We start from the raw sequence: 18,718 nt of genomic DNA, 5'->3' as shown, positions 1-18,718 counted from the left end.
GGATGCCGGCGTCAGTTTGAAGCGAACGGGCCCTCCAGGGCTGCCCATTGGAGGAGCATGATGGTCTTGGCGTCGGCGATCTCGCCGGTGCGGATCATCTGGAGGGCTTGGCGGAAGGGGAGTTCGAGGATCTGGATGTCCTCGCCCTCCTCGTCGAGGCCGCCGCCCTCGTGGGTGTGGGTGGAAGGGCTGTAGGCGGCCGCGTAGAAGGAGATCCGCTCGGTGACCGAGCCGGGGCTCATGTACACGTCGAAGACATGCTGGACGTCGCCGACCGTGTGGCCGGTCTCCTCGACGACCTCGCGGCGGACCGCGTGCTCCGGGTGCTCGTCCTCCTCGTCGAGGAGGCCTGCCGGGGTCTCGATCAGCATGCCGTCGGGGTGGCCGTTGACGTACGCCGGGAAGCGGAACTGGCGGGTGAGGAGGACGGTTTCGCGGTCGGCGTCGTAGAGGAGGAGCGTGGCGCCGTTGCCGCGGTCGTGGGTCTCGCGCTGCTCGGTGTGCCAGGTGCCGTCGGCGTGCTGGAGGTCGAAGGTGGTGGCCCGTTCGACGTACCAGTGGCTGGAAAGCAGTTTCACCTCCCGGACCTTCACGCGCGGGTTGCCGGTCAGGTCCAGGCCGGTGCGGTCGAGTCCGGTGCGGCCCCGGCGGTCGGGGGTGTCCGCCCCGGCGGTCATCGGGTGCCGGCCGGGCGGGCGGGGGCGTTCAGGTGGCTCATGATCACCTGTCTACCACCCGCCCGTGTCCGGCGGGCGTCCGTCTAGTGCACCGCTTCCCGCGCGGGGCCCTCGTCGAGGAAGCCGCCCGACTGGTGCTGCCACAGCTTGGCGTAGGCACCCTGGGCGTCGAGCAGTTCGTGGTGCGTGCCCTGCTCGACGATCCGGCCGCGGTCCAGGACCACCAGCCGGTCCATCGAGGCGACCGTGCTGAGGCGGTGTGCCACCACCAGTGCCGTGCGGCCCTCCATGAGCCGCCACAGCGCCTCCTGGACGAGGAGTTCGCTCTCGGAGTCGAGGGCGCTGGTCGCCTCGTCCAGGAGCAGGATCGGGGCGTCCCGGAGGATCGCGCGGGCGAGCGCGACCCGCTGCCGCTGGCCGCCGGAGAGCTTCACCCCGCGCTCCCCCACCATCGTCTCGAAGCCGTCCGGCAGGGCGTCGGCGAACTCCGTGACGTGCGCGGCCTCGGCGGCGAGCCGGATCTCGGCGTCGGTGGCGCCGGGCCGGGCGAAGGCGATGTTGTCCCGCAGGGTGCGGTGGAACATCGCCGGGTCCTGCGGGACGTAGGCGATCTGGCCGCGCAGGTCGGCCTGGCGCAGCCGGCTGATGTCCTGACCGCCGATGGTGATCCGGCCGCCGTCGATGTCGGTCATCCGCAGCAGCAGCCGGGTGAGCGTGGTCTTGCCGCCGCCCGACCGGCCGACGAACCCGAACTTCGACCCGCTGGGCACGTCCAGCTCCAGCCCCTCGAACAGGGGTTTGGCACCCGCGTGGGTGAAGGAGACCTTCTCGAAGCGGACGCCGGCGGCGCGCGGCGCGAGCGGTTCCGGAACCTCCGGGTCGACCACGGTCGGCGGTTCCAGGAGCAGTTCGGTGAACTGGGCCGCCTCCGTCATGGAGCTCTCGATGCGCCGGTAGATCTGGTTGAACTCGAACATGATCCGGGTCGCGTTGGAGTAGTAGGTGAAGGCGACCACGACCGCCTCCACGCTGTGCCCGCCGCCCGCCAGTATCACCGCGAGCAGCAGTCCCACCGCGTTGGTCGCCACGGACATCGGGGCGACGAAGGTGTCGATGCGCAGGTTGCCGTAGTCCCAGGAGCGCAGGGTGCGCCGCCGGGACTCGGCGACCCGGGACCGGTGTTCGGCGGCCTCCCGTTCCTCGGCGGCGAACGCCCGGACGGTGTCCATGTTCATCAGGCTGTCGGCGACATGCCCCGACACCCGGGCGATCGCCTCCTCACGCTGGTCGACCAGCCGCTGGCGGCGGCGGATCAGCGGGAACACGCACACCGCCGTGACCGTGATCATCGTGAGGAGCGCGACGACGAGCAGCGGTTCGTAGCGCCAGAGCACCACGGACCCGAAGGCCAGCGGCACGAAGCTGCCGACGATGTTGAAGGTCAGGGTGTCGCCGAACTCCTCGAACCGGGTGGCGAAGCTCAGCACCCGCTTGGTGAGCGACCCCGCGAAGTTGTCGTGGAAGAAGGCGGCGTCCTTGGCGAACAGTTCGTCCATGCCGATGACGTACAGCTGCTCGATGCCGAGGGCGTCCAGGCGGTTCAGGCAGTGCAGACCGACCCGCCAGAGCGCCTCCGCCAGCAGTAGGACACCGGCGAAGCCGAGGACGTACGGCAGTGTGGTGCCGAGGCCCAGGCCGTGGCCGTCGGCGATCCGGCCGACCAGCTTGGCCACGACCAGCGGGGCCAGGTAGTTGATTCCGATGTTGCCGAGCGCCGGCAGCAGCATCGCGGGCAGCGTGAGCCGTTTGAGGCGGGCCAACTCCCGTCCGTAGTAGCGAAGCGCGAGCAGCACCGCGCCCTTGCGCGGTCCCGTCGCCGGTAAATCGACAGAGGATGTCATCTCAACCCTGTGTAGTCGTCGCACGGCATGCCGAGTCGGCCGCCACATGGTCCGCGGCGGCCTGGAATCGGCTGGTCAGGAAAGGGAAGTGTCCCGCGACGGGGGGCGGGCGGTCCACGCATTTTCCCGCCGACGACTACGGAGCGAACACACGGTCGAGGGCCTGGCCGAGGACCAGGGCGGCTGCGGTGGCGAGGCTCGGCTGAGGGCGCTGAGATGGGTGACGGTGCCCCGCGCAGCGGGCGGGCCGCGACTGCCCCACTCCGGAGGAATCCCTCATGCAAGCCATCACCGTCAAGGACCGCGAGGCCGGAGTCGCCGGTCTCGCCCTCAGGGAACTCCCGCATCCGCACGCCGCGGAGAACGACGTGATCGTGCGTGTGCACGCCGCCGGGTTCACTCCCGGCGAGCTGACCTGGCCGGGCACCTGGACCGACCGGGCCGGCCGCGACCGCACCCCGAGCGTGCCCGGGCACGAGCTGTCCGGCGTGGTCGCCGAGCTGGGTTACGGCACCACCGGGCTGACCGTCGGCCAGCGGGTGTTCGGGCTCGCCGACTGGACCCGCGACGGTTCGCTGGCCGAGTACACCGCCGTCGAGGCCCGCAACCTCGCGCCGCTCCCGGCCGACGTCGGCCATGTCACGGCCGCCGCCCTGCCGATCTCCGGGCTCACCGCCTGGCAGGGCCTCTTCGACCACGCCCGCCTCACCACCGGCCAGACCGTGCTGATCCACGGCGCGGCGGGCGGCGTCGGCTCCCTCGCCGTCCAGCTGGCCCGGGCGGCGGGCGCGCGGGTGATCGGCACCGGCCGGGCCGCCGACCGCGAGACCGCGCTGGGACTGGGGGCGCACACGTTCGTGGACCTCCAGGCCGGGCGCCTGGCGGACATCGGTGCCGTCGACGTGGTGTTCGACGTGATCGGCGGCGAGATCCTCGACCGTTCCACGGCACTGGTCCGCCCGGGCGGCACACTGGTCACCATCGCCCATCCGGTCACCGTCCACCCTGCGGACGGGCGGGCTGTCTTCTTCGTCGTCGAACCCGACCGCGCCCGCCTCGCCGACCTCGCCGCGCGAGTGCGCGACGGGCGCCTGAAGCCGATCGTCGGCGCGGTACGCCCCCTCGCCGAGGCGCCCGCCGCGTTCAGCCCCGAGCGGCGCACACCCGGCAAGACGATCATCAGGGTGGCGCAGCGGTAGACCGCTCGCGTCGAGGTCGGGGGTGGCGGCGGCCTCGACGCGCCGGCGGGTCAGCCGAGCGGGGCGGGGCGCTCGCAGGTGCTGGTCACCGGGAGTGCGCGGCCCTGGTCCGCCGCGTCCAGGAGGGTGAGCATGACGTCCAGGACGTGGGCGGCGAGTTCGGCCGACGCGCGGTGCGGGCGGCCGTCCGCCAGGGCCTCGGCGAGATCGGCGAGACCCACGCCCCGGCCCGCCTCCCGATGGCCGGCGGTCACGGGCAGGGTCTGCCAGCCGTCGCCGTGGTGGAGTTCGACGGCGCCGTCGAAGCCGTTCGGGTCGGGCACGGACAACGAGGCCTCGGTGCCGTGCACTTCGATGCGCGGCAGCCGGGCGGCCCGGACGTCGAAGCTCATGATCAGCGTGGTCAGCGCGCCGTCGGCGTGCTCCAGGACGCCGGTGACGTGGGTGTCCACCTCCACCGGGAAGGCGGTGCCCGCGCGCGGGCCACTGCCGATGGTCCGCTCGGCCCGCGGCCGGGAGGCGGCGCCGGTCACCCTGACCACCGGGCCGAGCAGGTGGGCCAGGGCGGAGAGGTAGTAGGGGCCCATGTCGAGCAGGGGGCCGCCGCCGGGCCGGTAGTAGAACTCCGGGTCCGGGTGCCACTTCTCGTGCCCGGCGGTGGTCATGAAGGCGGTGGCCGCGACCGGCCGGCCGATCAGGCCGTCGTCGACCGCCTTGCGGGCGGTCTGTGTTCCGGTGCCGAGGACGGTGTCGGGCGCGCAGCCGACCCGCAGCCCGGCCTCCCGGGCCGCCGCCAGCACGGCGTCGGCCTCCTTGCGGTTCGCGGCGAGGGGCTTCTCGCCGTACACGTGCTTGCCGGCGCCGAGCGCCGCGAGGTTGACCTCCGCGTGCGCGGCCGGAATCGTGAGGTTGAGTACGGCGTCCACGTCGTCCCGGGCCACGAGGGCGGCGACGTCCGCCGCCACGGCCACCTCGCCGGGGGCCTGTTGCGCGACCGACTCCGCCCGGACCGGGTCGAGGTCGGTGACGGCGGTGAGCCGCAGGGAGGTCGTCCGGGCCAGCGTCGGGAGATAGGCGCCGCTGATCCTCCCGGCGCCCACGATGCCGATGTTCAGGGGCTTCAGCGGCTCGCCCACAGCAGTCCCCTCTCGGTCAGGGTGCGGACCTCGGGCACGTCGAAGTCGTCGGGCTTGTGCCCGACGGTGGAGACGAAGACCCGGCCCGCGCCCCAGGTCCTGGTCCACACGGCGGGCATCACCGCGGGCCGGTCGCGGAGTTCGTCGGCCGGGAAGGTGGTGGTGGCGAGGACGTCGATGTGCGGGTCGGTGAGCAGCCAGTACTGCTCGGTGTGCACGGTGAAGTCGTCGAGCCCGGCGATGACCGGGTGGTCGGCGTGTTCGGGCAGCAGGTGCACGGCGTGGTCGTGGAAGCCCGGCGGGTGCATGACGAACGTGCCGCCGGTCAGCAGGTGGTAGCCGTGGTCGTGGAAGCTGTCGACGATGCCGCCGTGCCAGCCGGCCAGGCCGGTGCCCGCGCGCACCGCGGCGGCGAGGTTGTCGCTCTGCGCCCGGGTGATCGTCCCCATGGTCCAGCACTGCACGACCAGGTCGGTGGCGGCCAGGCGCTCCGCGTCCTCGTACACCGCGAGGTCCTCGGAGGTCTCGACGGCGAATCCGTTCTCCTTGAGGAAGGGGACGAATCCGTCGCTGATCACGACGGGCTGATGCCCGTCCCAACCGCCGCGGACGACGAGCGCCCGCCGGATGTCGGTGGTCAAGGTGAACGCACGCTCCCATCTGCGCCGCACGGCTGGGCGCGGCGGTCTGCGGGGAAAGGGCGGGTCGGAGGGGCTGCCCGGCGAACCTATGAAGAGCGGTCGAGTTTGTCAATGCGCTTTACGAATCCCGCGCGGGGCCGCAGTGACGGCCCCCCTTGTTCCATTTTTGTTCCCTCGCCTTGATCAACTGACTTCGGACCCCCGGGGAGTCCTCTCCCGCCGTCGGCGCCCCGCCCCGCCCGACGCCCCGTCGCCGTACCGCCGCCAGTCCGGTTCCGGGAGGTCGAGGAGCCGGTCGATGTCCGCCGCCTCGGGCAGCGGGCCGTGGTCGCCCGTGACCCGGAGCGCGGAGACGGCCGTGATGTGGCCGAGCCGGAGGGCGCGGGTCGTCGTCTCGCCGCGCAGCAGACCGGCGAGGAAGCCCGCCGCGAACGCGTCGCCCGCGCCGACGGGTTCGACCACCGTGGTGCGCAGCGCGGGCACGGTGCACACGCCGTCCGCGGTGACGGCCGACGCGGCCCGGGCACCGTCCTTGACGACGAGGATCCGCGGGAGGGGCAGCAGGCCCCGCAGCCCGGTGACGGTCAGGTCCGCGCCCCACAGCTCCTGTGCCTCGTCGAGGCCGACGAAAACGATGTCGGCCCGGTCGGCGAGCGCGCGCAGCACCCTCGGCGCGGTGCCGTCCGGCCAGAGGGCGGCCCGGTGGTTGACGTCGAAGCTGATGGCGTACGGCCGTTGCGCGGCCGGGACGTCGAGGGCGCGGGACACCAGGGCGCGGCACGACGGGGACAGGGCGGGGGTGATGCCGGTGAGGTGCAGGAGGGCGGCCGAGCGCAGCGGTTCGCCGTCGAGCAGGCCGGGGTCCAGGGCCGAGGCCGCCGAGCCGGTGCGGTAGTAGTGGACGGTCGTCCCGGTGGGGCCGGGGTTCTTGACGAGGAGGCCGGTGGGCCGGTGCGGGTCAGTGCGCACATGGCTGACGTCCACCCCGGCGGCGGCGACCGCGGCGCGGACCCGGCGGCCCAGCGGATCGTCGCCGAGGGCCGAGAGCCAGACGGCGGGAACGCCGTGGTCCGCGAGGTACATCGCCACGTTCGACTCCGCTCCCGCGAGGGACAGCCGCAGTTGCTCGGCGTCCGCCAGCGGCCGGGGCGGGTCGGGGGCCAGGGCCGCCATGGTCTCGCCGACGCAGACGACCGGACCCGGGAGCGGACGCCAGGTCGCCGTCATGGGCGTTCCTCCACGGCGGTCCGGAACGCGCGGGCCCGGTCGCGCAGGGCGTCGAGGTCGCCGCCGTCGGCCGCGTCGCCGACCAGGGGGGAGCCGACGCCGACGGCGGTCGCGCCGGCGGCCAGGTGGGCCCGGGCGGCGGCGACGTCGACACCGCCCACGGGGACGAAGGCCGCGTCGGGGAACGGGCCCCGCAACGCCTTCAGGTACGCGGCTCCCCCGGCCTCGGCGGCCGGGAAGAGTTTCAGGGCACTCGCGCCCCGGGCCCGGGCGGCGATGACGTCGGTGGGGGTGAGCACACCGGCCAGGACCGGCATGCCGAGCTGCAGGGCGGTGTCGACGCCGGCGCCGAGGCCGGGGGTGACCGCGAAGGCGGCGCCCGCGCGGTGGGCGGCGTGCGCGTCGGCGGCGGTCAGTACCGTGCCGGCGCCCAGGGGACGACCGGGGCCCAGTTCCTTGCGGGCCCGGGTGAGGACGGTGAGCGCGTCGGCGCCGCTCAGTGACACCTCGATCAGTTCGATGCCCTCCTCGGCCAGGGTCAGCACGGTGCGCAGGGCGGCGTCCGGGTCGCCGCCGCGCACGATGGCGATCAGACGACGGGCGGTGAGGGCGGCTCGTAGATCCACGAGCACATCTCCTTCCTCGGTCAGTGCGGACAGTGGCAGGCGGCGCTCAGGGTGAGCCGCCAGCGGACCTCGCCCGAGGCGGGGACGCGGGCCGCGTCGTCCGGGCCCGCGTCGGCGAGGTCGAAGACGCGGCCGAGCATGGGCTCGACGCCCGTACTGCGATAGGGCCGGCCGGCGGGGAAGCCGCCCAGGTTGCGCCAGAGGGCGACGGACAGCGGCTGCCCCTCGGCCTCGACGGCCAGGGCGAGCCGGTCCGCGCCGTCGTGGACACAGCACCGGCCGCCGGCCACCACGGCCCCGACCGCCGTGCCGTCGTCCGGTCCGAACCGGTCGAGCCGCAGCCCGAGCGGATCGGGCCAACCGCCCTCCAGCCAGGGCGTGTCGGCAGGCCAGGGGTGGTCCAGCAGGCGCGCCGCCTCCGGGAACAGCCGGGTGGGCGCCCCGTCCCGGGCCCGTACGGCGGCGTCCTCGGAGAGGTCCAGCAGGGCGTGCGCGGCCCACAGGAAGCGGAACCCGGGCTCGGCGGTCAGTGCGTAGGCGGCTTCGACACCGTCGGCGGTGGCGCTCAACTCGCGGGTGAGGGTGAAGCGTTCGCAGTGGACGCGGTCGGTCGTGCCCTCCCGGGTCCAGGCGCGGGACCAGGCGTCGCCGTGGTCCGGGGTGCCGCGCACGGTGGGGACGCACTCCTCCAGTCCGCCCGCGTCGGCGAACACGTCGCCCGGTGCCACGGCGTCGCGTCCGGGGTCCTCACGCCGCCACAGCCATTCGCGATCGCCGTGCCGCAGGGAGGTCCAACGGCCGCCGTGCGCGAGGTCGGTGACCACCTCCATCACCACTCCGCGAAGGAGCCGTCGGGGTGCCGCCACACCGGGTTGCGCCAGCTGTGCCCGGTCCGGTCGGCCGCGCGTACGGCGCCCTCGTCGAGGGTGATGCCGAGTCCGGGGGTGTCGCCGCGCCGTGCGTGCCCGTCCACGAAGCGGAAGGGCTCGGGGTCGACGAGGTAGGAGAGCAGGTCGGCGTCCTTGTTGTAGTGGATGCCCCGGCTCTGCTCCTGGATCAGGAAGTTCGGGGTGGCGAAGGCCACTTGGAGGGCGGCGGCGAGCGAGATGGGCCCGAGCGGGCAGTGCGGGGCGAGCTGGGCGCCGTAGGTCTCCGCGAGCGAGGCGATGCGGTGCACCTCGGAGATGCCGCCCGCGTGGGACAGGTCCGGCTGGGCGACCGCGATGCCGGCGGCGAGGGCGGGCAGGAACTCGGCGCGTGAGTAGAGGCGTTCGCCCGTGGCCAGCGGCACCGGGCTCGCGGTGACCAGGCCGGGCAGCAGGTGGCCCTGTTCGGGGAGGACGGGTTCCTCCACGAACAGCGGGTGCAGCGGGGCGAGTTCGGCCAGCACGCGGCGGGCGCTCGCGGCGGTGAAGCGGCCGTGGAAGTCGACGGCGACATCGCGGTCCGGGCCGAGGGCGTCCCGGGCGGCGCCCACCCGGGCGATGACGGCCGCGGTCTCGGCCGGCGTGGTGATCGGCGAGGTGGCCCCGGCCGCGTTCATCTTCACCGCGGTGAAGCCCGCCGCCACCTGGGCCGCGATCTGCTCGGTGAGCTCGGCGGGTTCGTCGCCGCCGACCCAGGCGTAGACCCGCACCCGGTCCCGCACCGGTCCGCCCAGCAGGGCGTGCACGGGTGCGCCGTAGGTCTTGCCTGCGATGTCCCACAGGGCCTGGTCGAGTCCCGCGACGGCGCTCGACAGGACCGGGCCGCCCCGGTAGAAGCCGCCCTTGGTGAGCACCTGCCAGTGGTCCTGGATGCGCAGCGGGTCCTGACCCACCAGATACTCGGCGAGGACGTCGACGGCCGCCCGCACCACCTCGGCCCGCCCTTCGACGACGGGTTCGCCCCAGCCGACCACCCCGTCGTCGGTCTCGACGCGACAGAACAGCCAGCGCGGCGGGACGAGGAAGGTCTCTATCCGGTCGATCTTCACTGACCGCCGCCGCCTTTCGTGTCGTCGTCGGAACCGGTCGTCGCGTCGGAGCCGATCGTCGCGTCGGAGCGTGCCGTCGCGTCGGGGCCGTCGAGCCGGGCCAGGTCGCGGCCGGCCTGGTCGAGCAGGGCACGCATCGCGGTCTCGGCCGCCGCCGGGTCGCCGTCGCGTACGGCGTCCAGGACGGCGCGGTGGGCGGGGACCGGGTCCTCGCTGTGCGGGGCGCTGTGCACGATGCGGTCGCGGTGGGCCAGGCCCGACTCCAGCACCATCTCCATGCGTTCGAGCAGTTCGTTGTGGGTGGCGGCGAGCAGGGCACGGTGGAAGGCGAGGTCGGCGTCGACGGCGTCGCCCGGGTCGGCCTCCTGCCGTCCCATCGCCGCCAGGGCTACCTCCAGCGCCACCAGGTCGGCCTCGGTGCGGCGCTCGGCGGCCAGCCGGACGGCGGCCGGTTCGATGATCGCCCGGACCTCGGCGAGGTTGTGCAGCAGCGACCGGTCGGCGTCGGTGGTGCGACCGCCCTCGAACTGCCAGCGCAGCACGTCGGCGTCGAGCAGGTTCCAGTCCGCGCGGGCGCGCACGAAGGTGCCGCGTTTCTGACGGGCGTCGACCATGCCCTTGGCTGCGAGCACCTTCAGGGACTCCCGCAGGGCGGTGAGGCTGACGTCGAGTTCGCTCTGCAGCGCCACCAGGTCGAGCGTGGCCCCTTCCGGGATCTCGCCGCCCAGGATGCGGCGCGCCAGGGCCTCCACGGTCTGGCCGTGCACACCGCGGCGGGCGTAGGGCGTCATGTCGTACAGCCTTTCTGTTCATAGGGCGTCATGCGGAGGCCTTCACGACACTCCAGCCACCGTCCACGACGAGACTGGCCCCGGTGACGTAGGAGGCCTCGTCGGCGCAGAGGAAGGCGATCGCGGCGGCCGCCTCCTCGGGCGTGCCGAACCGGCGGGCGGCCGTCTGGGCGATGCTGCGGTCCCGTTCCTCCGACGGGACCCGGTTCCAGGCGCCGGTGAGGATCGGCCCGGGCAGCACCGCGTTGACGCGTACCTCGGGCCCGTACTCGACGGCGAGCTGTCCGCACAGGGAGAGCAGGCCGCCCTTGGCGGCGGCGTAGGCCGGGTGGCCGGGAAGGCCGGCGTGCGCGTGCACGGAGGAGGTGAGCACCACGGCGCCGCGCCGGGCGCGCAGGTCGGCCAGGACCGCCTTGACGCCGAGGAAGCCGGCGGTGAGGTTGACGGCGAGCTGCCGCTGCCAGGACGCCAGGGACAGCTCGTGGGCGGGCCGCACGTCGACGGTGTACGCGTTGCTGACGAGCACGTCGACCGGTCCGAAGTCATGGGCGGCGGTGACGATCCGCGTCCAGTCGGCCTCGTCGGCGACGTCCGCGTGCACGTACCGGGCCCGGCCGCCGTCCTGCGCGATCCCGTCCACGACGGCCTGGCCGCGCTCGTCCGCGAGGTCGGCGAGCACGACGGCGGCCCCCTCCCGGGCGAGCCGTTCGGCGGTGGCGGCTCCGATGCCGGAGGCGGCTCCGGTCACCACGGCGGTTCGGCCGGTGAAACGGGCACCGTACCGTCGTACGGACTGGTCCATCGGGCTCCTTAGAGGGTGAGCTGCTGGAAACATATGCGCCCTACAGGCGGGTCAGCACCACCAGGTCGGCGTCGTACCCGGCATTCCAGGCGAACGGCAGGCCGTAGTGGAGCAGATGGGCTCCGCTGTACGAGGTTCCGCTCGCCGTCTCCCGGTAGCGCGCCGTCGGCTCCAGGCCGCGCAGCCGGAGCCGGTCGGGGCGGCCGGGCAGCAGCGGGGAGCCGTCGAGGCGGCCGGTGGAGAGCGCGGCGACGACGGTCCGGTCCCCGGCGTCGTACTGCACGCCGCAGGTGGTGTCGTCCGGCGTGCCGAGCAGCCGGGCCTCCCCGTGGTGGACGACGTCCCGCACCTCCTTGTACCGGGCGATCCACCGGGCGGCCTCCGCCCGCTGTTCCGGGGTCCAGGCGCGCAGGTCGGCGCCGATGCCGAGGACTCCGCACAGGGCGTTGACGAAGCGGAAGGCGAGGCTGCGCGGGCGCGGGTCGAGGATGCCGGGGGCGTCGGTGACCCAGGAGCTCATGACGTGCGGCGCGTGGGCGTGCAGGAAGCCGTGCTGGATGCGCAGCCGGTCCAGGGGCGCGGTGTTGTCGCTGGGCCAGACGACGTCGGTGCGGGCGAGGGTGGCGAGGTCGACGCGTCCGCCGCCGCCGGCGCAGCCCTCGACGGTGACGTCGGGGTGGGCGGCGCGCAGGTGGTCGAGGACGCGCAGGTAGCCGGCGACGTGCTCGGCGTCCAGGTCGGCCGGGCCGGTGCCGGGGCGCCCGCGTTCGGTGGGCGGCCGGTTCATGTCCCACTTCAGATAGCCGATCGGGTGCGCGGTGAGCAGCCGGTCGAGGGTGCCGACGACGAAGTCCTGGACGTCGGTCCGGCCGAGGTCGAGGAGCAGCTGGTTGCGGACGAGCCGGGCCGGGCGGCCGTCGACGCGGTAGACCCATTCGGGGTGTTCGGTGTGCAGCCGGCTGCCGGGGCTGACGGCCTCCGGCTCGACCCAGAGACCGAAGTCGAGTCCGAGGGCCCGGACGTCCTCGACGAAGCGGCCGAAGCCGTCCGGGAAGGCCTCCGGGTCCGGGTACCAGTCGCCCAGTCCTCCGGTGTCGTCGGCGCGTCCCGTGAACCAGCCGTCGTCGACGACGAAGAGCTCGGCCCCGAGGTCCGCGGCGGCCTTCGCCAGCTCCAGCTGGCCGGCCGCGTCGACGTCGAAGCCGGTGGCCTCCCAGGAGTTGTAGAGCACCTTGCGGGGGCGGTACAGCCGCTCGCCGGCGAGGCGGCGCTCGTAGCGGTGCCAGACCCGGGACAGTCCGTCGAGCCCGTCCGGGCTGAACGCGCAGGCGAGGCGGGGGGTCACCAGGGTCTCGCCGGGGCCGAGGCGGACGGCGCCCTCGTGCGGGACCCGTCCGGCGCGGACCCGTACGGCACCGCCGGGCTCGGCCTCCGCCGTGATGTGCCAGTTGCCCGGCCATGCGAGGGCGACGCCGTAGGCGGCCGGGGCGTCCCCGTCCTGCACGGCGAGCCAGGGGGCGTACGCGTGTCCGGGCACGCCCTGGAGGCTGCCGATGGTGAACGTGCCCCTGGTGAGGTCGAGTCGGGTGCGCTGGAACTCCTGGGACCACTGTCCGGAGAGATACGTCAGCCGGGCCGCCGCGGTGACCGGGACGGTCACGGCGGCCGAGTCGAGCCGTTCCAGGCGGACTTCGTCGTCGCCGGCCGTGAACTCGGCCCAGCGGAGGATCACGTCGGTGCCCGGTACGGTCTCGTAACCGAGGACCGTCCGCAGCCCGGTCACGTCGTCCGTGAAGGCAAGACGCAGGGATCCCTCGGCGGCCTCCGCACCCTCGAACTCCCACCACATGCCCCGCTCGTCGCCGTCCGGGCGCGAGGCCACGACCTCGGATCCGGTGAACGGCCGGAGCCCGTACGGCAGATACTCGGCCGGGGCCGCGTCGGCGGGCGTGATGAAGTGCGTGCGGTGGGACCAGTCCAGGGCGGACGGGCCGTCCTCGACGCCGGGCGGGCCCCAGGCGGCGAGCTCGGCCCACGGCCCGTCCGGGGAGAGCCGGACGGTGTAGCAGGTGTTCGCCGTCCGCAAGGTCCAGCGCTGGTCCGTCACTTGACCGCTCCCAGGTTGAGGCCGGCCACGAAGTGCCGCTGGAATCTGAGGAAGACGGCGACCGTGGGCGCGGCGGCGATGACCGACCCGGCCGCGATCACGTTCCACATCGACACGTACTGGCCCTGGAGTCCGATGAGGGCGGCAGTGATCGGCATCTTGGAGTCGCTGCGCAGGACGGTGATCGCCCAGAGCAGGTCGTTGAAGATCCAGGTGAAGGAGAGCGCGCTGAGCGCGGCCAGGGCGGGGCGGGTCAGCGGGAGGATGATCCGCCGGAAGATCTGCCAGGGGCCGGCGCCGTCCACGACCGCCGCGTGCTGGATCTCCACCGGGATCGACCGCATGAACCCGTGCAGGACGAAGACGTAGAAGCCCACGCCGAAGCCGATCTGCACCCCGATGAGGGCGGGCAGGGTGTCGTAGACGCCCATCAGCTCGCTGAGCTTGGACACCGGGATGAGCAGGATCTGGGGAGGGAGCAGGTTGCCGCCGAGCATGAGGAGCAACAGGGCCCGCCGGAAGGGCAGTTCGTAGCGGCTGAGGGCGAACGCGGCCATCGCGGCGAGGGCGAGGGTGACCAGGACGCAGGGGACGGTGACCAGCAGGCTGTTGATCATGGCCTGCTGCTGGCCGCCGTCGCTCCAGGCCTGGCCGAAGTTGGACAGCGTGAAGGAGTGCGGCCGACTGCCCAGGCCGTGGGCGGCGATGTCGTCGAAGGTGCGCAGGCTGGTCACCAGGACCAGGGCGATGGGCAGCAGCCACAGGACGGCCAGGGCACCGGCGCCGAGGTGGAATCCGGCGGTCGCGGCCCGCTTGCGGCGCACCGCCGTGGAAGGGGCGGACATCAGTCGGCCTCCCGGAACGCGCGGACGAGATAGGAGGCGATGACCCCGAAGGCCAGCACGAAGATGACGACGGCGAGGGCGGAGCCGTAGCCGAGGCGCAGGGACTGGAAGGCGGTCGAGTACATGTACGTGCTCAGCAACTCGGAGGAGTGGTAGGGGCCACCGCGGGTCAGGGACCAGACGACGTCGAAGGAGCGCAGCGAGTCGATGACGATGACCGACAGGACGACCGCGTTGACGCTGCGCAGCTGGGGCAGGGTGACATGCCGGAAGCGCTGCCAGGCGCCCGCGCCGTCGACCTTGGCGGCTTCGTACAGCGCGGGGTCGATGCCCTTGAGCCCGGCCAGGTACAGCACCATGACATAGCCGATCTGGCGCCACAGCGCGGGCACGATCACCGCGTAGAGGGCCGTGTCCTGGTCGGCGAGCCAGGCGTGCTGGAGGCTGCCGAGGCCCACGCCCTGCAACAGCCGGTTGAGGACGCCGTCGGGCTGGTAGATCGCCTGCCAGACGAGGGCGGTGGCGACCAGCGAGAAGACGACCGGCAGGAAGAGCGCGGCCCGGTAGAAGCCGACCCCGCGCCGCTCCTGCTGGAGCAGCAGCGCGGTGGCCAGGCCCAGCACGGCGGACAGGCCACCGAAGAGGGCCAGCCAGAGGACCGTGTGCCAGGCCGCGCTGCGGAAGACGTCGTCGTGGGCCATCTCCCGGAAGTTGCCGAGCCCGATGAACTGCGGCGGAGAGACGCCGTCCCACTTGGTCAGGGCGAGGTAGAAGCCCTGCAGGGCGGGCCAGAACACCCACAACGCCTCGACGAGCAGCGGGACCAGGACGAAGGCGAGGACCAGGGGCGGGGTGCGCCGGGAGCGCCGGGCCCGTCCGCGGCTCGCGGGCGGACGGGCCGGGGACTTCCGGTCGGGGGCGGTGAGCACGGCCACGTCAGGCGTTCCAGATCTTCTGGGCGTCGCGCTGCCAGTCGGTGAGGATGCCGCCGATCTCCTTGGGCCTGGCCAGGAACTTGGTGAGCGCGGTGTCCGCGGTGGGCTGGAGGGCGTCGCTGGAGTCGCGGTTGAAGAACTGGGTGATCTCGGCCGCCGCGGCGATGTGTTCGCGGCCCTTCTTCACCAGCGCGGTCCCGGCGTCCTTGGCGTCCGGGTTGCAGGGCAGGACAGTGCCGGAGGAGCCCTTGATGTAGATCTCCTGGGCCTCGGCGGTGGCGAGGTAGCTCAGCAGGTCGTGGACCTGGTCGGTGCGGCCGGTGCGGGCGCTGGCGAAGTAGCCGTCCACGGGGGCTTCTTCGGCGAGCGGGACCTTGGCGTCGACGACCGGGAAGCGGAAGAAGTCGATGTCGTCCAGGGCGCTCTTGGGGGCCGCGTCGGCGAAGAAGGTGCCGATGAGCATCATGCCGGTCTTGCCGTTGAGCAGGGCCGTGGTGGCGTCCTGGAAGGGGAGGGCGACGCCGTTCGGATCGAAGTACGGCAGCGCCTCCTGCCAGCGGTCGAAGACCCTGCGCACCTCGGGGTCGTCGAACCGGTGCTTCCCGGCGAGGAGTTCACGGTGGTACTGGGCGCCGTTGATCCGGATGTCGAGGTAGTCGAACCAGGCCGAGGCCACCCACGGGGTGTTGCCGCCGGCGCCGAGCCCGATCGGGGCGACGCCCTTGCTCTTCAGCTTCTCGCACAGGCCGAGGAAGTCGTCCCAGTTCTTGGGGAGTTCGCTCACGCCCCACTTGGCGAAGTTGGACTTCCGGTAGAACATGCCCCACCAGTAGTAGGTGGCGGGTACGAAGACCTTCTTGCCGGCGCTGGAGGTGCAGAGCGAGTTCAGCGCCTTGCTGTACTTCTTGAGGTCGGGCGAGGAGCTCCACACCTCGTCGAGGTCGAGCAGCAGGTTCTTCCTGGCGTAGGCGTCCGCCACCGAGCCGGGGTACCAGGTGAGCACGTCCGGCGGGTTGGCCGAGGTGAGGTAGGTCGGCAGCTGGGTGCGGAAGGTCTCGGCGGCGACCGTGTTGAGGCCGGCCCTGCCGGACCCCTTCTTGGCGTACGCCGCGACCAGGTCCTCCATCGCGGTCTTGGCCTGCGGGGCGGAGAGGTTGGACTGGAGGGTCACCGCGCCCTTCGAGGAGCTCTTCGCGGAGGACGTCGAGGTGACACAGCCGCTGAGCAGTGCCGCGGTCCCGGCTCCACCGAGTCCGGCGAGGAACCGGCGGCGGCTGGGCTGATGGTTGGCCATGATGGATCCCTCGGTTACTTGAATGTGGTCCGGTACACGTGGCCGTCGACCCCGCGGAAGACCGCGTCCACGGCTCCGTCCGGGCCGGCGACCGCGCCGAGCGATCCGTCGAACGCGGCGCTCGGGAACTCCTGCCGCTTGCTCCAGCCCTGCCAGGCGCCGTCGGCGTACCGCTGCTGCCAGAGCGTGTAGTCGGCGGCGCGCGCGTAGAGCAGCACCCCGTCCCCGGCGGCGACCAGCGTCGGGCTCCCGCTGACGGTCCCGCCGAGCGGGGTCCACGCCGACCACTCCCCCGACGTGTCCCGTGACCGCGTCCACACGTCGTCGGCGGCGGTGCGGACAGCGACATGGACCCGGCCCTGGGCGTCGACGACGGCGGACGGGCGGCCGTACGTCGTCCGGTCACCGGGCGCGCCGAGCGAGGACCAGCCGGTCGCCGGACCGCGCTGCACGACCGTGCCGTCGGCCCCGCGTGCGAACAGCGTCCAGTGGGCGGGGTCGGTGAAGGCCACGGACGGCGCGTCGGTCAGCTCGCCGCCCAGGGACTGCCACGGGCCCCAGCGGCCGTCGGCGTGGACGCGCCGGTAGGCCCGGGAGTCGGCGCCGCGCACGAAGACGTCGATCCGGCCGCCGGCCGAGGCGTGGACGGCGGGCTGGCCGAGGATCCGGCCCTGCGCGGGACCGCCGAGGTCCCGCGTCCTGCCGCCGGCCTGCTCGACGAGCGAGCCGTGCGGCCCCCGGAGGAAGACGGCGCCGTCGCCCGTCACCGCCGGGCTCGCGGTGGCCGTCACGCCCAGGTCCGTCCCGGGGAGGGCGTCGGCGCCGGTCAGCTTCAGGAAGGCGGTGCCGTGCGCGGGGACCTCCACGGTGTACGACCCGGTGTGCGTGCCCCGGTCGGCGCGGGCCCGCAGGTCACGGACGCGCACCGGGCCGCCGAGGCCGGTGTCGGCGAACCGCACGGTGCGCTCGGCCGGTTGATCGGAGCGGTTGAGCAGGACGACCGCCCGCTGCCCCTGCCCCCGCAGCACCTTGCTGTAGACGTCACCGACCGAGTCCGTCGCCACCCTTACCCCCTGGATCGCGAGGGGGTCCTGGTCGACGGCGATGATCTCCGGGTTGCGGAGGGTGGTGAGCATCGGGTCGGACAGGGTCCGGGGGTCGGAACCGAGCACCAGCGGGGAGCCCATCTCGGCCCACATCACGAACTGGGTGGTGGACTCCTCCTGCGTCAGCTCGTACGACCCGTCGGTCATCCTCCGCATGGGGATGAGGTAGTCGGGGTCGTTGTAGTGGCCGGGGCCCTGCGCCTCGGGGTGCCAGGCGTTGGCGTCCATGTTGCGGAGCACGTTGGGCCACTGGCCGGGGCTGGGGGTGCCCCAGGCGATGTCGGTGCCGGTGCGCCAGGAGTCGGCGATCGAAGGGGCGTAGACGTAGGTGTTGTGGGCGTCCTGCTCGGGGGTGTGCGGCAGGCCCCAGTCGTCGGTGAGCGGGTTGCAGAGGTTGAGCAGCATCCTGCGGCCGGACTTGGCGACCGCGTCGCTGAACTCCTTGAACGCGGGCCCCGGATCGGGCTTGGCGCCGATCCCGCACAGGAAGTCGACCTTGATGGCGTCGATCTTCCAGCTCGCGAACTGCCGTGCGTCCTGGTCGTAGTACCCACGGCTGCCGAGGCCGCAGCTCCTGCCGCCGTCGTAGGCGCCGGCGTCGGTGTAGATGCCGGCCCGCAGACCGCGCCGGTGCAGGTAGGACACGAGTGCCGGGATGCCGGACGGGAAGCGATCCGGGTTGGCCACCAACCTCCCTTGTGCGTCACGGGGGTTGTCGGCCTGCCAGCCGCCGTCCAGCCACACGATGTCGTAGCCGCTGTCGCGCAGACCGCTGCTGACCAGCTTGTCGGCGACGGAGCGCACCTCCTTCTCGGTGGGCGCGCCGAGGCCGTAGTAGGTGTTCCAGCCCATGTAGGGCGTCGGTGCGAGGCCGCTGTCGTAGGCGGCGGGTGCGCCCTGGTCGAAAGCCGTCCCGGCGAGGGCGTCGGGGGTCACGGTGGCGGCCAGGACCACCGCGGTCGCCGTCGCGAGGACGGGCCGGGTGAACCGGTGGTGCCGGGTTCTGGGTGCGGGCGGGTGCAGGGTCACGTGCGCCTCCCGGGGGATGGGAACGTCTCGGCGAAGACTGTGACCCGAGGCCGAAACCACGTCAAGATTAATTACTAATTTAATAGAAACAGCGCGAAAGGCATGCACAGACTCTTGACGGCTCCACCTTCGGGGAGTCATGTTCGGCAACGTTGTCAGCCGTCATGGCAACGTTGTCAGCATCCCGGTGCCCGGCTCGAACTCCCCTGATCGGAGCCCTCGTTCATGTCGGATCAGTCAACTCCGCCGTCCCGCCGTGCCGTTCTCTCCGCCGGAACCACCCTGCTGGCCGGATTCGGGCTCGGCGCGGGCCCGTTCGCCGGCGTCGCCGCGGCGGTTTCCGGACAGCCGCGACCGAGCAGGTCCTGGGGCGAACTCGCCGCCCACCGGCCGGTGTCGGTGTCCTCTCCCGCCCGGTGACGCCGTA

Annotated in this window: 17 protein-coding genes; 2 read left to right on the top strand and 15 right to left on the bottom strand. The window is 73.0% G+C overall.

Annotated features, from left to right (window positions below; translation table 11 throughout):
* Positions 1-11: 11 nt before the first annotated feature.
* Both ACFZDK_RS20600 and ACFZDK_RS20595 read right to left on the bottom strand, forming a co-directional pair.
* Positions 12-677 (bottom strand): NUDIX domain-containing protein, encoded by a 666-nt coding sequence (locus tag ACFZDK_RS20600; RefSeq protein WP_390974324.1) that lies wholly within the window; start codon positions 675-677, stop codon positions 12-14.
* 83 nt (positions 678-760) lie between these two features.
* Positions 761-2,578, bottom strand: coding sequence for an ATP-binding cassette domain-containing protein (locus tag ACFZDK_RS20595; RefSeq protein WP_390974322.1), 1,818 nt, complete (start codon positions 2,576-2,578; stop codon positions 761-763).
* Between the two features lie 278 nt (positions 2,579-2,856).
* Here ACFZDK_RS20595 and ACFZDK_RS20590 point away from each other — a divergent pair, with 278 nt between their 5' ends.
* Entirely contained in the window at positions 2,857-3,777 is a 921-nt protein-coding gene (locus ACFZDK_RS20590; RefSeq protein ID WP_390974320.1) for a zinc-binding dehydrogenase, read from the top strand.
* Positions 3,778-3,827: 50 nt separating this feature from the next.
* On the opposite strand, the gene ACFZDK_RS20585 is transcribed toward ACFZDK_RS20590, so the two are convergent.
* The 13 genes from ACFZDK_RS20585 to ACFZDK_RS20525 all read right to left on the bottom strand — a co-directional run bounded on the left by ACFZDK_RS20585 (position 3,828) and on the right by ACFZDK_RS20525 (position 18,285).
* A complete protein-coding gene (locus tag ACFZDK_RS20585) occupies positions 3,828-4,913 on the bottom strand; it encodes a Gfo/Idh/MocA family oxidoreductase (RefSeq protein ID WP_390974318.1) in 1,086 nt (361 codons plus the stop codon).
* Positions 4,898-5,554: a ThuA domain-containing protein gene (locus ACFZDK_RS20580; protein ID WP_390974316.1), complete on the bottom strand. Its 657-nt coding sequence runs from the start codon at positions 5,552-5,554 to the stop codon at positions 4,898-4,900. Before ACFZDK_RS20580 ends, ACFZDK_RS20585 begins: the two co-directional genes overlap by 16 nt.
* A gap of 183 nt (positions 5,555-5,737) precedes the next feature.
* On the bottom strand, positions 5,738-6,781 hold the full coding sequence (locus ACFZDK_RS20575) for a PfkB family carbohydrate kinase (protein WP_390974314.1): 1,044 nt from the start codon (positions 6,779-6,781) through the stop codon (positions 5,738-5,740).
* Positions 6,778-7,407, bottom strand: a complete 630-nt coding sequence (locus tag ACFZDK_RS20570; RefSeq protein WP_390974312.1) for a bifunctional 4-hydroxy-2-oxoglutarate aldolase/2-dehydro-3-deoxy-phosphogluconate aldolase — start codon at positions 7,405-7,407, stop codon at positions 6,778-6,780. The genes ACFZDK_RS20575 and ACFZDK_RS20570 overlap by 4 nt, the downstream gene beginning before the upstream one ends.
* Positions 7,408-7,427: 20 nt before the next feature.
* Positions 7,428-8,237 carry a hypothetical protein gene (locus ACFZDK_RS20565; protein ID WP_390974310.1) on the bottom strand — a complete coding sequence of 270 codons (810 nt, stop codon included), beginning with the start codon at positions 8,235-8,237 and terminating at the stop codon, positions 7,428-7,430.
* On the bottom strand, positions 8,237-9,382 hold the full coding sequence (gene dgoD / locus ACFZDK_RS20560; RefSeq protein ID WP_390974309.1) for a galactonate dehydratase: 1,146 nt from the start codon (positions 9,380-9,382) through the stop codon (positions 8,237-8,239). Before dgoD ends, ACFZDK_RS20565 begins: the two co-directional genes overlap by 1 nt.
* The gene (locus ACFZDK_RS20555) at positions 9,379-10,173 is read right to left on the bottom strand and encodes an FCD domain-containing protein (RefSeq protein WP_390974307.1); all 795 of its coding nucleotides are present in this window, start codon (positions 10,171-10,173) and stop codon (positions 9,379-9,381) included. The genes dgoD and ACFZDK_RS20555 overlap by 4 nt, the downstream gene beginning before the upstream one ends.
* Positions 10,174-10,201: 28 nt before the next feature.
* The gene (locus ACFZDK_RS20550) at positions 10,202-10,975 is read right to left on the bottom strand and encodes a glucose 1-dehydrogenase (protein WP_390974306.1); all 774 of its coding nucleotides are present in this window, start codon (positions 10,973-10,975) and stop codon (positions 10,202-10,204) included.
* A 40-nt stretch (positions 10,976-11,015) separates the two neighbouring features.
* Complete coding sequence (locus ACFZDK_RS20545; protein ID WP_390974305.1) at positions 11,016-13,082, bottom strand: alpha-galactosidase; 2,067 nt, start codon at positions 13,080-13,082, stop codon at positions 11,016-11,018.
* The gene (locus ACFZDK_RS20540; protein ID WP_390974303.1) at positions 13,079-13,927 is read right to left on the bottom strand and encodes an ABC transporter permease subunit; all 849 of its coding nucleotides are present in this window, start codon (positions 13,925-13,927) and stop codon (positions 13,079-13,081) included. The genes ACFZDK_RS20545 and ACFZDK_RS20540 overlap by 4 nt, the downstream gene beginning before the upstream one ends.
* On the bottom strand, positions 13,927-14,862 hold the full coding sequence (locus tag ACFZDK_RS20535; RefSeq protein WP_390974301.1) for an ABC transporter permease subunit: 936 nt from the start codon (positions 14,860-14,862) through the stop codon (positions 13,927-13,929). The genes ACFZDK_RS20540 and ACFZDK_RS20535 overlap by 1 nt, the downstream gene beginning before the upstream one ends.
* 1 nt (position 14,863) lies before the next feature.
* Positions 14,864-16,156 carry an extracellular solute-binding protein gene (locus tag ACFZDK_RS20530; protein WP_390974300.1) on the bottom strand — a complete coding sequence of 431 codons (1,293 nt, stop codon included), beginning with the start codon at positions 16,154-16,156 and terminating at the stop codon, positions 14,864-14,866.
* A gap of 14 nt (positions 16,157-16,170) precedes the next feature.
* Positions 16,171-18,285: a glycoside hydrolase family 27 protein gene (locus ACFZDK_RS20525; protein WP_390975012.1), complete on the bottom strand. Its 2,115-nt coding sequence runs from the start codon at positions 18,283-18,285 to the stop codon at positions 16,171-16,173.
* A 231-nt stretch (positions 18,286-18,516) separates the two neighbouring features.
* Between ACFZDK_RS20525 and ACFZDK_RS20520 the strand changes: the two genes are divergently transcribed.
* Positions 18,517-18,711 (top strand): hypothetical protein, encoded by a 195-nt coding sequence (locus ACFZDK_RS20520; RefSeq protein WP_390974298.1) that lies wholly within the window; start codon positions 18,517-18,519, stop codon positions 18,709-18,711.
* Positions 18,712-18,718 lie beyond the last annotated feature (7 nt).

It is taken from the genome of Streptomyces sp. NPDC007901, assembly GCF_042959465.1.
GTDB lineage: Bacteria > Actinomycetota > Actinomycetes > Streptomycetales > Streptomycetaceae > Streptomyces.
Note: the sequence above shows the minus strand (reverse complement) of the source record. Positions and strands in the feature narration are given on the sequence as shown.

What these genes read in the sequence shown, in the direction of transcription:
- ACFZDK_RS20530 (WP_390974300.1), bottom strand. Translation starts at nt 16,156, where the DNA reads ATGGCCAACCATCAGCCCAGCCGCCGCCGGTTCCTCGCCGGACTCGGT.
- ACFZDK_RS20520 (WP_390974298.1), top strand. Translation starts at nt 18,517, where the DNA reads ATGTCGGATCAGTCAACTCCGCCGTCCCGCCGTGCCGTTCTCTCCGCC.
- ACFZDK_RS20575 (WP_390974314.1), bottom strand. Translation starts at nt 6,781, where the DNA reads ATGACGGCGACCTGGCGTCCGCTCCCGGGTCCGGTCGTCTGCGTCGGC.
- ACFZDK_RS20555 (WP_390974307.1), bottom strand. Translation starts at nt 10,173, where the DNA reads ATGACGCCCTACGCCCGCCGCGGTGTGCACGGCCAGACCGTGGAGGCC.
- ACFZDK_RS20565 (WP_390974310.1), bottom strand. Translation starts at nt 8,237, where the DNA reads ATGGAGGTGGTCACCGACCTCGCGCACGGCGGCCGTTGGACCTCCCTG.
- ACFZDK_RS20540 (WP_390974303.1), bottom strand. Translation starts at nt 13,927, where the DNA reads ATGTCCGCCCCTTCCACGGCGGTGCGCCGCAAGCGGGCCGCGACCGCC.
- ACFZDK_RS20595 (WP_390974322.1), bottom strand. Translation starts at nt 2,578, where the DNA reads ATGACATCCTCTGTCGATTTACCGGCGACGGGACCGCGCAAGGGCGCG.
- ACFZDK_RS20550 (WP_390974306.1), bottom strand. Translation starts at nt 10,975, where the DNA reads ATGGACCAGTCCGTACGACGGTACGGTGCCCGTTTCACCGGCCGAACC.
- ACFZDK_RS20590 (WP_390974320.1), top strand. Translation starts at nt 2,857, where the DNA reads ATGCAAGCCATCACCGTCAAGGACCGCGAGGCCGGAGTCGCCGGTCTC.
- ACFZDK_RS20600 (WP_390974324.1), bottom strand. Translation starts at nt 677, where the DNA reads ATGACCGCCGGGGCGGACACCCCCGACCGCCGGGGCCGCACCGGACTC.